Origin of the sequence: Clostridium facile (genome assembly GCF_014297275.1) — a bacterium.
GTDB classification, from domain to species: domain Bacteria; phylum Bacillota; class Clostridia; order Oscillospirales; family Ruminococcaceae; genus Massilioclostridium; species Massilioclostridium facile.
Window position 1 is genome coordinate 2,308,626 of record NZ_JACOQK010000001.1, and the last position, 14,000, is coordinate 2,322,625.

The window sequence follows — 14,000 nt, forward strand, 5'->3', positions numbered from 1 at the left end:
ATAAATTACTTTTCGAATAAGATATAATCAAACGGTGGAATCGTATAGGATTGTTTTTTTAATACAATTTTTTGGTTAATACGATAACCACGGTAAGCTAGTTCAATTACTTGATTACAATTAGTATAATTTAACGATAATATACAAGAACCATCAGATCCATCCCGTTTTAAAATTATAATACCTTCTGGAGAAGGTAAAAAGGTTAAGCTTCCATCCTTTAATCCAGGGCAGGTTTTACGTAAGGTTCCAAGACGTTGGCAATAAGAAATTAAAGCTTTATTTTCCTGTCCCCATGGATAACATCCTCGGTTAAAAGGGTCTTTATATCCCTGTAAACCAGCCTCATCCCCATAATATAAGCATGGGATACCCGGTAGGAAATATTGTAGGGTCATAGCCACTTTTAGTTTATTGATACCATCTCGGTATTGTGAGATGGTGAGCTGATGATGGGACTGCCATTCACGCCCTTTTCCACAGCAGCTTTCCCCTGCAATTACCGTAATCGCCCGTTCTGTATCATGGGTGGAAATAGAATTCATGGCAGTATGCAAACACTGAGGAGGATAATTTTCAACAATTATTGAAATTTTGTTGAAAAAACTTTGCTTATCTTGGTCTTTCACAAAATCTAAAATTGCATTTTTAAAAGGATAGTTCATTACGCTATCCAGTTCTTTTCCCTGGAAATACTTCCGACGGATGCCATACGCGATTTTATTGGAAGCGTCTTCCCATACCTCTCCAATGAGCAGGTTTTCTTCTCCTTCTGCTTTTACCGCTTCCCGTACTTTTTGGATAAATTCATCCGGCAATTCATCTGCCACATCTAGTCGGAACCCAGATGCCCCCAAACGGAGCCAATGACGTAAGACGCCATTTTTACCACAAATAAATTCAATGTAATCTGGGTCATGTTTATTTAACTCTGGCAATGTGGAGAATCCCCACCAGGATTGGTAAACATCTGGGTATTTAATAAAGTGGAACCATTTAAAATAAGGGCTGTTCATGCTATTAAATGCTCCTAAGGTATCATAACGGTTTTCTTTATTAAAATAGATACTATCGCTCCCTGTATGGCTAAACACACCGTCTAAAATAATTTTAATCCCATGTTTTTTCGCCTCTGCGCATAGATGGGAAAAATCTTGTTCCGTTCCTAATAAGGGGTCAATTTTTAAATAATTAGCCGTATTATACCGATGGTTAGAATGGGCTTCAAAAATGGGGTTCAAATAAAGGATTGTAACCCCCAGGCTTTCTAAATAATTTAATTTTTGTTCAATTCCCTTTAAATCACCACAAAAATAATCATTATTTAAAATTTCCCCCTGTTCATTGGGAAGAAAGTAGGGCATGCCACCCCAATCAGAGCGGAGGATTCGGTCATCAGGGGCATTTTCAATATTTTCCCCACTAGAATAAAAACGGTCAGAAAAAATCTGATAAAACAAACCGCCTTTTACTTCATCCGGGGTTTGAAACCCTTTTTGATAAACAGTAATCTGATAATCAGAGCCTTGCCCAGATTGAGACAGATAGCCTTTTCCAGTTTCACCACGTTTTACCCAATAGTTTTCCTGTCCCCGATTGATATGGAAATAATAAAAGAAGACACCTGGTTGGTCAAAGGTAAAACAAGTATGATAAAAAATCAAGTTGTTTTTTGTTTGTTGGTATTCAAGAGGAATCCTGCGTTCCATGCCATCATCGTATAATACCAGTGTAGCAGTGGCATATACCAAATCCAATGGAATATGAATCGTAAAATCTACTGTAGTACCAGTGGATACTGCTCCAAATGGATTGCGGTAAGCGGGGTCCATACTATTAAAAATACAATCTTCCAATGGGAGTCACCTCGATTTGATAGAATGAGAAAACAACCTGCATCCGAAGGATACAGGCTGTCGATATTGTTATCATTTGTTGCTATTCCAATTCCCAGATGCCGGTTGCATAATCTTTTACTGAGCGGTCAGCTGAGAAGTAGCCTGCGTTCGCAATATTCATTGCAGCCATAGTATACCATACATCAGGTTTTTGGTATAATTCACTAATTTTTGCCTGCGCTTTGCGGTAGGAGTCAAAGTCAGCCAAAACCATATAAGGGTCATTCCATTTTAAGGAGTTCGCAATATCAGGGAAGGTGGAACCAGCTACGCCACTTTCAATAAAGTCAATCGCACGTTTGATATCCGGGTTGTTGTTGTAATACTCAATTGGAGCATAACCCATTTCTTTGGTTGTTTCTACCTGTTCCGCATCCATACCGAAGATAACGATATTGTCGTTGCCAACTCGTTCACAGATTTCTACATTCGCCCCATCCATTGTCCCTAGGGTAACAGCGCCGTTTAACATAAATTTCATGTTACCAGTTCCGCTTGCTTCTGTACCGGCCAGGGAAATCTGTTCACTCACTTCACTGGCAGGCATAATATATTCAGATAAAGTAACGCTGTAGTTTTCCAGATAAACCACACTCAGCTTTTTGCTGATCACAGGGTCCTTTTTAATCTCCTCCGCTAGGCAGCAAAGCAGTTTAATAATCTGTTTTGCCATATAGTAACCTGGAGCTGCTTTCGCACCAAAAATATAAGTTTTTGGGACAAAATCAGCGTTTGGATTCTCTTTCAGATAGAGGTAATCGGTAATAATATTTAAGGCGTTCAGGTGTTGGCGTTTGTATTCGTGCATTCGTTTTACTTGTACATCAAACATAGAATTTACATTCATTTCAATGCCCTGTGTCTTTTTCATATAGGACGCCAACGCTTTTTTTGCAGAGAGTTTTGCTTCTGCCAACTGTTTATGCACTTTTTTATCGGTTGCGTATTTTTCAAATTTTTTCAGTTGGGAAGCATCCTGTAAGAATCCATCCCCAATGGTGGATTTTAACAGATTGGTCAGCCATGGATTGGATTGCAACAGCCATCTGCGATATGCGATACCGTTGGTGACATTGGTAAATTTAGCGGGATACAAATCGTAAAATTCGTGGAATACATTTTGTTTGATGATTTCACTGTGCAATTTGGAAACCCCATTTACCTTGTTAGAAGTGTATACGCAAAGGTTTGCCATACGTACTTGATGGTTTGAAACAATTGCCATCCGTTCAATCCGCATGGTGTCCCAAGCAAACTGCTGATTCATCTCTTCCACAAATCGGCGGTTAATTTCTGCGACAATCTGGTAAATGCGTGGAAGGATTTCTTTAAAAATATCTTCATTCCATACTTCCAAGGCTTCTTTCATCACAGTATGGTTGGTATAATTAAAGGTTTTGGTAACAATCTTCCAGGCGTGATCCCAACCATAGCCACATTCATCTAATAAAATCCGCATTAACTCAGGAATTGCCAAGGTTGGATGGGTGTCATTGATATGGATGGTGTTCTTTTCCGCAAAGTTATCCAAAGTACCGTATTCCCGCATGTGGCGGTTAGTAATATCTGCTACCGAAGCGGCACACAGGAAATACTGTTGGCGTAAGCGGAGCATTTTTCCCTGAGTGTGGTTGTCATTTGGATACAGGACTTTAGAGATTGCCTCAGCGGTCATACTTTGGCTTAAGGCATGGGTGTAATCTCCACGGTTAAAGGATTCCATATCAAAAGCAGGGCTTTCCGCTTTCCATAAGCGAAGGATTGCCACAGCTGGGCTGTTGTAACCGGATACATACATATCATATGGTACTGCTTTTACGGTGGTATAATTTTTATGACTAGTAAAGTGGTAGCCATTGTCCCAGAATTCATCAATATAACCGCCAAAATGAACATCTACAGCTAGTTCTGGTTTGGCGTGAAGCCATACCCGTCCCCCTGGAAGCCAGTTGTCCGGGAGTTCTGTCTGCCATCCATCCACGATTTTTTGTTGGAAAATACCAAATTCGTATAGGATGGAATAACCATAGGCGTTGTACCCTTGGGTGGCAAAGCCATCCAAATAACATGCCGCCAATCTTCCCAGACCACCATTCCCTAAACCTGCATCTGGTTCACATTCATAAAGGTCGGTTAGATTAACATCATAGTCTTTCATAATCTTTTCAAACTGGTCTACTAAACCAAGGTTATATAAGCTATTTTTTAGGGAACGCCCCATTAAAAATTCCATACTCAGGTAGTTTACCTGTTTTACTCCTTTAGAAGCAGCTTGTGCCTGAAAGTGTTTTGAGCGTTCTATTAAAATATCATTAACTGTTTTGGCTGCTGCTTTATAAAAAGTCTGGTTGGAGGCAGTATCCGTAGTTTCATGTAACATCGCAATATTTTCTTCAATTTGATTTTTTAAATAATCGGTAGAATAAGTATTCATGCGTGTCCTCCTCATGATTTTATATTAAAAGGTATTCACATAATAATTATTATATCTCTAAATTGCCCAAAAATCAATGAAATTACGGCGGGTTGAAAACAATTTACGTTTGTCATAGAAAAATTTAAAATGTTCATCAGATGTGTAGATTATTTTGAAAAAACCAACAAAATATCTTTTTTTATTTTGTATATTGCTGTATAATAAAATTAACAGAAATCTGTATTTTTCGGAGGTAGTCAGTCAAATTTTTGGATTGTGGCAATAAAATAGAATGCAGTACCCAGGAGTATAAGCTGCAATATACCAGCCTCATACAGATAAAACCGTGGGAAAGGATGTCTCAAAAATGGAATATAATCGTGTGGAAGTGTTTATTGGCGGGAAACGTTATGTATTACGCACCCAGGACGATCCAGAATATATGAAAGAATTGGCAAGGAAGTTGGATAAACGGTTGGAAGACGTGTTCAGTGTAGACCGTTTAATTTCCCTTCCAGATGCGGCAATATTGGTAGCATTGGATATTTTGGATGAGAGGGTAAAATCCAGCTCCAATATTGATAATATCAGAATGCAGATCAAAAACTATGTGGATGAGGCAGCAGAATCCCAGCGCCAGCTGGAATACTGCCAAAGGAAACTGGATGAATACCAGCAAACTATTGAAAAGTTGCAAACAGAATTAGAAATTTATACATTGAGGGATAAAATTGACCAGAATCATACCAAGCCGTTATGAACTCTTAGCTCCCGCAGGCCAGCCGGACTGTGTGAGAGCCGCCTTGAACAATGGCGCCGACAGCATTTATCTGGGGATGAAAGCGTTAAACGCAAGAAGAAACGCGAAAAATTTTGATTATTCCCAATTAAAAGAAACCGTAGAATATTGCCACTTGAATGGGGCAAAAGTATATTTGACGTTAAATACGATAGCGTTTGATGAGGAACGGAAGCAGGTAATTGAAACCCTACAACAAGCCTGTGAATTGGGGTTAGATGCGGTGATTGTACAGGATATTGGCGTTGCCTCCCTAGTAAAACAGGTTGCCCCGGAGTTGAGGCTGCATGGTTCCACCCAAATGAGTATCCATACCCGGAAAGGAGCGGAATTTTTAAAAGAACAGGGCTTTTCCCGTGTGGTATTATCTCGGGAAATGAGCCTGGAAGAAATCCGGAATGTGGCGAAAGCCGGAATTGAATTGGAAGCGTTTGTCCATGGGGCACTGTGTATGTGTGTTTCTGGGCAATGTTATATGAGCGGGATGTTAGGAGGGCGCAGTGCCAACCGTGGCATGTGTGCCCAGCCTTGTCGTCTGCCTTTTTCAGCAGGAGCGCCGGGTAGGTGTGACCTTTCTTTGAAAGATTTGAGTGCAGTGCAACGGATTCCAGAACTGCTGGATGCGGGGGTTTATTCCTTAAAAATTGAAGGCAGAATGAAACGGCCGGAATATGTGGCAGCAGCGGTATCCGCTTGTAAAGCAGTTGTGGATGGAAACCAACCCAATATGGAAGTGTTACAATCCGTATTTTCTCGCAGTGGGTTTACAGATGGTTATTTAGATCAAAAACTTTCTCCCCAAATGTTTGGTGTGCGGAGCAAAGAAGATGTGACAGCAGCTTCGGCTAAGCTGTTAAAACAACTGGAGAATACCTATCAAAAGCCCACTCCAAGGATTCCAGTTTGGATGAAGTTTCAACTAAAATCAGATTGTCCATCCCAACTTACCCTATGGGATCAAGATGGAAATCAAGCACATGTTTCTGGGGTAGTTCCGGAAACAGCGAAACATGTTGCCCTAACAGAGGAAAAGCTCCAGTCCAGCTTGGGAAAACTGGGTGGGACAGCTTTTTATTTAAAACAGTTTCAGGCAGAGTTGGAGGATGGGTTAAGTTTACCAGTTTCTGTTTTAAACGGGATGCGGCGTGAGGCAGTACAACAACTGGAGCAGAAACGTTCCGCTATCCATCCGAAAACGTTTTTTCCGATAAAAGAGAGCAAAATCCCTCTTACCCCTCCTAAAATCACTAGTCTAAGGGTAGAATTTGAACGGTTCGATCAAATTCCACTGGAATTTATGGATCAATTTGAATGGATTGGTTTAAAATTGGAGGAATTATCCAAGTATATAACTAAACTTGCTCCATGGAAACAAAAGTTAGTTGTAATTCCTCCAAGAGCGATGTTTGGAATAGAGCAACAAGTAATTCAGCAACTGGAAACATTAAAACAGCAAGGGATTCAAGATTTATTGGTACAAAACCTAGCACAGATTCAGATTGGAAAACAACTGGGGTATCGGCTGCATGGCGGATTTGGTTTGAATATTGCCAATTCCATGAGTATTGCCCAGCTGGAAGAATGGGGGTTCCAGGATTGTGTGGTATCTCCGGAATTGACGGTAAAACAGATGAAAAATTTAAAAAGCAGCCTTCCTTGTGGTATCCTTGCCGGAGGATACTTGCCGTTGATGTTGACCAGGAACTGCCCAATTAAGAACCAGAAAACCTGTAGGCAATGTAAACAACAATCCTGGCTGACCGACCGGAAAGGGAAACGGTTCCGGGTAGCTTGTTCGGATGGATGTAGTGAAATTTATAACAGCGATTGTTTGTGGATTGCCGACCGGATTGATGATTTTACCAATATCTCATTTTTTACATTAAAAATTACGTTGGAAACCCCGGAGCAGAGTAGGCAAATGGTTCAAAACTTTTTGCAAAAACAAAAAATAGAGCTGCCTATTACAAAAGGATTGTATTACCGGGGCGTTTTATAGAAAAAATAAAATGTATTATCATAGACAAATCATAGAAAAGGAAGACATATTATGATTTTAGCTTCAAAATCGCCAAGAAGAAAAGAATTAATTCAAAGAATTTGCAAAGATGTGAAAATTATTCCATCTGGAGTGGATGAAAGCCTGGTGGCACAAAAACCAGTAGAATACTTTGCAGAGCGCTTGGCAAGGGCAAAAGCGGACCAGGTTGCCCAAGAACATCCGGATGAGCTGGTTGTTGGTTGTGATACCGTTGTCATCCTGGATGGGGAAGTGCTGGGAAAACCTGAAAATAAACAACATACTTTTGAGATGCTAAGTAGGCTTTCGGGGAATACTCATAAAGTAATCACTGGAGTAGCTATGATACAGGGAGATAAAACAGCCAGTTTTTCTGAAATAACCGAAGTGACCTTTTACCAGCTGACCGAGCAGGAAATCAAAGATTATATTGACACCAACGAACCCTTTGATAAAGCTGGCGGATACGGCATCCAAGGCCAGGGATGCCTGTTGGTAAAGAAAATCAATGGGGATTATTATAACGTGGTTGGCCTGCCTGTTTCAAAACTGAGTCGGGAATTAAATCTTTTTGTGAATAGAAAGTGAAATTTTACGAAAAACGTTGAGAAAAAGCCGATTTAGGGTTATAATGAAAAAGTTAAAAGGACTTGTAGTCTATTGCGTTATTTTTGCTATTAAAACGTTCAGTTTTTTTCAATATAGGAGGAGTTTGTAACATGGGAGCATTTTCAAAGGACATTGGTATTGACTTGGGAACCGCGAACACACTGGTATTTATGAAAGGCAAAGGGATTATTATCCGGGAGCCTTCCGTTGTTGCTGTGGATACCAGAACAGACATTGTAAAATTTGTGGGATTAGAAGCAAAACAAGTAATCGGTAGAACCCCTGGTTCCATCACAGCAGTCCGTCCATTAAAAGACGGCGTTATCGCTGATTTTGACATCACCACCAGCATGTTGGAACAATTTATCAAAAAAGCGTTGAACAAAACATTTTTGGCGAAGCCACGTGTTATCATCTGCATCCCATCCGGCGTTACTGCTGTAGAAAGAAGGGCAGTAAAAGAAGCGACAGAACGGGCTGGCGCAAAAAAAGTTGCGATTATTGAAGAACCTATGGCAGCGGCAATTGGTGCGGGCTTGCCAGTAGAAGAACCTACCGGTAATATGGTAGTAGATATTGGCGGCGGTACCAGTGAAGTAGCAGTAATTTCCTTAGGTGGTATTGTAGCCGCAAAATCCGTCCGTGTTGGCGGGGACGCATTTGACAATGCGATTATCCAGTATATTAAAAAGAAATATAATCTGCTAATCGGGGAACGTACAGCAGAAAATATCAAAATGAATATTGGTTCCGCTTTCCCTCTGGAAACAGAAGAAACAATGGAGATCAAAGGTAGAAACTTATTGAATGGTCTGCCAGAAAATATCGAAATTTCTTCTGTGGAAATTCGGGAAGCGCTGGGGGATGCGTTATCCAGTGTGATTGATGCAGTAAAAGTAACATTGGAAAAAACCCCACCAGAGTTGGCTGCGGATATTATTGACCAGGGGATTATGCTAACTGGTGGCGGCGCTTTGCTGAGAGGGCTGGATCGTTTGATTTCCCAAGAAACAGGCATGCCTGTGCATATTGCGGAAAGCCCATTGGACTGCGTAGCGGAAGGTACAGGTAAGGTATTGGAAAACATCGATAAACTGGCTGATGTTTTAACAGAGGACCGTTTTTAATACAACGGGTGGAACTTAACAAATACAATCTGATAAGACTGGGCTTAACATACAGGTTGAGCTCGGTCTTATCCGCTATTAGTGGAATTGACAACAACCGTATGGACATCCAACTTTGGGGGTGTAAAAACCATTGAGAGAATTTTTTAAAAGTGCCATTTTTAAAATATTGTTAGGGGTTATTGCTGTTTTTTTGGCATTTATTTTATACGAGGCCTCAACTGGGAACATATCCTCGCCATCCCAACTGATTGGCGTGATTGCTTCTCCTTTTAAAAGTCTAGCGTCTACCATTTCTAACGGGTTTAGCAGTTTAACTGACCCATTGGTTAATGCGAACGAATACAAAAAAGAAAATGAAGAACTGAAACAGCAAATTACAGATTTGAATGAAAAACTGATTGATTATGAAAAAATTAAAGCAGAAAATGATCAGCTGAAAGAAATTGCGGATATTAAAGAGATAAACCCGGATTATGATTTGGAACCAGCCAATGTAATTTCACGGGATGCTAGCGACCCATTCTGTTCTTTCCAGATCAACAAAGGTTCGTTGAACGGAATTGAAGTGGGGGATGTTGTTATGACATCCCAAGGCTTAGTAGGACAGGTGGATTCAGTTGCGTTGACCTATTCCCATGTCATTACTATATTAAACCCAGAGTTATATATCAGTGCTTATGAGATAACAACCCAAAGTGCGGGGGTTGTAAATGGGGAGATTTCTTTAGCGGAACAGGGAATGTGCCAGATGCTCCATTTGGATAAAGAAACCAAAATTGAAGAGGGAAGCATTGTTACTACTGCCGGATCTAGCGGGGTATTCCCAGCAAGTTTACAAATTGGTACTGTTCAGAAAATTTCCGTTCAGGAAAATGGGATTTCTGCTTATGCTGAAATTGAACCAATGGTGGATATTGAAAAAGTAAATGATGTCCTTGTCATCAAAAGCTTTACAGGACAGGGTGTGTCCACACCGGATGGCACCAATTCTTCTGCCAATACATCGTCTGGGGAGGGCTGAGCATGAAAAAATCCACCCGGTCGGTATTAAAATGGGTGATTTATATTGTAATCCTGTTTTTCCTGTTTATTCTACAGACCACACCAGGGTTTTTAGAGATTATGGGAGTGCGTCCGGTTTTTGTTTTGCCCTATGCTGTGGCGATTGCCATGTTGGAACATGAGCGTTCCGCAGCTGCTATTGGTATTGTAGCAGGATGTTTATGGGATAGTGCAACATCCCGGCTGTTTGGTACTTCTGTCATTATCTTGATGGTTTGTTGTGTCACCATCTCGTTGTTGGTCATGTATTTGGTAAAATCCAATGTAATTAACAATATTTTGTTTTGTTTGGGTACATTGGTAATTTATTTTTTGATTGATTTTGTTTTCGGTTATCTCATTTGGGGTTATTCCCATATGGGTCTATTATTGGTAAGGAATATCCTTCCTACAATTGGATACAGCTTGTTGTTTAGTCCGATTTTCTTCTTAATCATGCAAAAAATCAGAAGAAAAATTTATCCGGTTGCAGAAGAGGATAGCTCTTGGTAAGAAGGGAGGTCAGCCAGTATGGCAACTTCAGAAAAACCAAAAAGAAAAGAGAAAGTGCGTCTGCTTGTATTATCCGCAATATTGATGGTTGCGGTTATTTTTGCTTCTATCAAGCTGATGAATATCCAGGTAGTACATGGGGAAGAAAACGCGGTAAAAGCGGACAGTAATAACTTGATTCGTACCAATGTAGAGGCAGCTCGGGGTGAAATCCTGGATCGTTACGGCAGGCCGTTAGTAACCAATTCACTAGTGTTAAACATTCAGTTAAACCGTGGAAGCTTGCCAGAGGGCAAGGAGAACGAGGTTATCCTCCGTTTAACCCAGCTGTTCCAGAAACAGGGTGCAGCCTGGAGGGATGAGTTCCCTATTACAGAACAACCTGTCAATGGAGAATATCAGTTTAAAGATGGGATGGACTCTGAGATTGAAAAACTAAAATCAATGCTCAAAATGCAAGATTACGGTACAGCCCAACAATGTATGGATAATGCCATAGAAAAATTTGAAATTAATGGTTACAACGAACAGGATACTAGAACCATTGTGGCAATCCGTTGTATGATGGAAGTAGAAAATTTTTCTGACCGCAATCCATATACCTTTGCAGAAAATGTGGATAAAACATTTGCTGCACAACTGATTGAAATGCAGAATGAAATCCCAGGTGTAGAAATCAGCGAAACCTATACCAGAGGATATGTAGATGGAACTTTGGCACCTCATATTTTGGGAAACATTGGTCCTATGTTGAAAGAGGACTGGGAAGGGGACGAAAAATCAGGGGTTACCGGATATAAGGATATTGAAGGATATAACATGGATGATGATATTGGTCGTACTGGGATAGAAGCTTTGATGGAATCCGACCTAAAAGGCACTGACGGCGTCATGATTTTGGAAAAAGACGCAGATGGAACCGTTGTGAATCAATACATGGAAGAAGAAGCAAAACCTGGAAATAACGTCGTATTAACCATAGATTCTGTCTTACAAAAACAAATTCAAGACCAATTTTATCAAAGATTATCCCAACACAGTGCAATCACTGGAGGTTCCGTTGTGGTTCTGGATACCAGTGATAACAGTATATTGGCATCGGTAAGTTATCCAGGCTATGACCTGAATACTATGAGTGAAAATTATGACACCTTAAATGCCGATCCAAAAAAGCCAATGCTGAACCGGTCTTTTAAAGAGATTTATCGTCCAGGTTCCACCTATAAAACGGCTATGGCGGTCGCAGGAGTCAGCGAAGGAATTATGACGGGAACTTCTAAGCCGTTTAATTGTACCAAAACAATGTATTTACCTGGTGATACCAGCCGTACACCGTTTAACTGTTTAAGCAGGCATGGCTATTTGAATTTATATGATGCTTTAAAGGTATCTTGTAATATTTATTTTTATAATGTAGGTAAATCATTACAGGAAATCGATGAGCATAAAATTACCGAATATTCCAATGCTTTGGGGCTGGGGACTGACATTGGTCTGGAGCTGAGCAATGCCACTGGTAGGATTACTTCCAAAGAAACCGCAGAAAAATTGGGTATTCCATGGAATGGTATCGGTGACGCGATGCAGAGTGCGATTGGACAGATGGAAACCTATGTTACCCCAGTCCAGATGGCAACCCAGATGGCGACTATCGCAAACAAAGGGATTCGTTATAATACCCATATTATCAAACAAGTGGATAAATTTGATGGTTCTGAAACAGTAAAACAAACAGAAAAACAGATCATGAACCAACTGGAGGATAAAAATAACGCCTTTGAAGAAACAACCAAAGGGATGGAATCTGTTAGTACCAAGTACCCAGAGATGAATGGAATGAATATTGCCATTAAAACTGGTACTCCTCAAAGAACAAAAACAGTATATGACTCTGCAGCAGTTGCTTTTTATCCAGCAGAACAACCCGAAATTGCGATTGCGGTAGTAATCGAACGGGGTGATGGAATATCTTACGCCAAAGATATGGTGGTACCAGTGATTCAAGCATATGAGGCAAGTAAACAGTCCGCCCAGCAGTGGCAACAGGAACATCAAAATAGTTGATTTAACAAAAATTGGATAATTTGCATGATAATATGAAAAAATTGAATGGATAAATAGTACAAAAAATAGAAAATAATTCTATGTAACCTGTACGAAATTCCGTTTATTGTAATAAAAAACGTTGATTTTCAGAATTCATACATGTTATAATTGAACAGTAATGTAAGTGTTAAAAATTTGCTTTTTGTAACAACAAACAAAAATACATTAAGTTGTGATAAAAATATAGATTTTTATCCTGAAATCATGTAGAATTATAGTAAGATAGCAAAATGGAGAACTAGGCAATAGGAGGAACCATGAGTAAGGTAATCTCAGTGACATCTGGAAAAGGTGGGGTTGGAAAATCCTCCTTTAGCTGCTTGTTAGGTAGAGCATTAGCAGCGAAAGGGAAGGCCACTGTGATTTTAGAGCTGGATTGTGGCCTCCGTGGCTTGGATATCATGTTAGGCGTTTCAGATTCTGTTTATGATTTTAATGATATCCTACATGGCAGGTGTAGTATAAAAGACGCTGTAAACTATGTACCAGATTGTAAAAATCTTTCATTAATCAATGCACCTTCACAATTTGAACGATTCCCTACCAAAGAAGAGGTTTCTGCCATTTGTTCCGCATTAAAAACCAAATATGATTTTGTAATTATTGATACAACAGCGGGCTATGGCTTAACAGATGCATTGGCTACAGTATCTGATACAATTTTACTTTTAGTTACTCCTGACCCAATTTGCGTCCGTGACGCAGCTATTGTAGCAGCTGTATTGCGGAAAAATAAAGCGGCGGAACTTCGACTGATTATTAACAAAGTTTCCAAAGAAGCGTTAAAAAAGGATATGGTACCGGATTTGGATGCGGTGATCGATGGTGTAGGTGTCCAGTTGCTAGGTGTGGTAAAAGACCAGCAGGATATTTGGTACAGTACAGCAAAAGGGCTTCCATTAAGCACTGGCAGTTTATCTGAACGGACGTTTCAAGCAATAGCCAAGCGGTTAACAGGCGAACACACACCGTTGGTAGTACAATAAAGTTTTATCCGATTAATTTAATATAAGGGGAGAGTTATATGAATATCGCGTTAATTGCGCACGACTCCAAAAAAGAACTAATGGTACAGTTTTGTATTGCGTACTGCGGCGTATTAAGCCGGCATAATCTGTGCGCTACTGGCACAACCGGAAAGTTGGTTTCTGAGGCGACAGGTCTAAGCATCCAACGTTTTTTAAGTGGTAAACAAGGGGGAGACCAGCAGATTTCTGCCCGTATCGCTTATGATGAAATTGACCTGTTGCTATTTTTCCGCGATGCTTTAGCGGATAAAACCAGAGAGGTAAACGAAATGGATATGCTCCGCCTTTGTGACGTGCATAACATTCCGTTAGCAACTAATATCGCAACTGCGGAGGTGCTCATCCACGGTTTGGAACGCGGTGATTTAGACTGGAGAAATATTGTAAACCCACAATAAAATTCGATACGATAATAATGCGCTGAAAGGGAAGAGTATACA

11 protein-coding genes and 1 other annotated feature (1 of these 12 only partly in view) are annotated in these 14,000 nt (G+C 40.2%); of the genes, 9 read left to right on the forward strand and 2 right to left on the reverse strand.

The genetic code is table 11. The annotated features are described in order from the left end of the window. Positions 1-5: 5 nt before the first annotated feature. A complete protein-coding gene (locus H8Z77_RS09570; RefSeq protein WP_186996864.1) occupies positions 6-1,856 on the reverse strand; it encodes a glycoside hydrolase family 13 protein in 1,851 nt (616 codons plus the stop codon). A gap of 82 nt (positions 1,857-1,938) precedes the next feature. Then, positions 1,939-4,332, reverse strand: coding sequence for a glycogen/starch/alpha-glucan phosphorylase (locus H8Z77_RS09575; RefSeq protein WP_186996865.1), 2,394 nt, complete (start codon positions 4,330-4,332; stop codon positions 1,939-1,941). Between the two features lie 349 nt (positions 4,333-4,681). On the opposite strand from H8Z77_RS09575, the gene H8Z77_RS09580 reads away from it, so the two are divergent. From H8Z77_RS09580 to H8Z77_RS09620, 9 genes are all read left to right on the forward strand, one after another. Beyond that, positions 4,682-5,074, forward strand: a complete 393-nt coding sequence (locus H8Z77_RS09580) for a cell division protein ZapA (RefSeq protein WP_069987831.1) — start codon at positions 4,682-4,684, stop codon at positions 5,072-5,074. Continuing rightward, positions 5,046-7,112, forward strand: a complete 2,067-nt coding sequence (locus H8Z77_RS09585) for a U32 family peptidase (RefSeq protein ID WP_186996866.1) — start codon at positions 5,046-5,048, stop codon at positions 7,110-7,112. Before H8Z77_RS09580 ends, H8Z77_RS09585 begins: the two co-directional genes overlap by 29 nt. A 51-nt stretch (positions 7,113-7,163) precedes the next feature. Then, complete coding sequence (locus H8Z77_RS09590) at positions 7,164-7,721, forward strand: Maf family protein (RefSeq protein WP_186996867.1); 558 nt, start codon at positions 7,164-7,166, stop codon at positions 7,719-7,721. 131 nt (positions 7,722-7,852) lie between these two features. Then, on the forward strand, positions 7,853-8,869 hold the full coding sequence (locus tag H8Z77_RS09595; protein ID WP_069987838.1) for a rod shape-determining protein: 1,017 nt from the start codon (positions 7,853-7,855) through the stop codon (positions 8,867-8,869). Between the two features lie 133 nt (positions 8,870-9,002). After that, complete coding sequence (mreC, locus tag H8Z77_RS09600; protein ID WP_186996868.1) at positions 9,003-9,893, forward strand: rod shape-determining protein MreC; 891 nt, start codon at positions 9,003-9,005, stop codon at positions 9,891-9,893. 2 nt (positions 9,894-9,895) lie between these two features. Further along, the gene (mreD, locus tag H8Z77_RS09605) at positions 9,896-10,426 is read left to right on the forward strand and encodes a rod shape-determining protein MreD (RefSeq protein ID WP_069987855.1); all 531 of its coding nucleotides are present in this window, start codon (positions 9,896-9,898) and stop codon (positions 10,424-10,426) included. A gap of 18 nt (positions 10,427-10,444) precedes the next feature. Further along, positions 10,445-12,490 carry a peptidoglycan D,D-transpeptidase FtsI family protein gene (locus H8Z77_RS09610; protein WP_186996869.1) on the forward strand — a complete coding sequence of 682 codons (2,046 nt, stop codon included), beginning with the start codon at positions 10,445-10,447 and terminating at the stop codon, positions 12,488-12,490. A gap of 299 nt (positions 12,491-12,789) precedes the next feature. After that, on the forward strand, positions 12,790-13,518 hold the full coding sequence (locus H8Z77_RS09615) for a nucleotide-binding protein (RefSeq protein ID WP_069987858.1): 729 nt from the start codon (positions 12,790-12,792) through the stop codon (positions 13,516-13,518). 38 nt (positions 13,519-13,556) lie between these two features. Continuing rightward, positions 13,557-13,958 (forward strand): methylglyoxal synthase, encoded by a 402-nt coding sequence (locus H8Z77_RS09620; RefSeq protein WP_069987861.1) that lies wholly within the window; start codon positions 13,557-13,559, stop codon positions 13,956-13,958. Positions 13,959-13,971: 13 nt separating this feature from the next. Further along, positions 13,972-14,000, forward strand: a binding site (T-box leader); it runs 199 nt beyond the window's last position.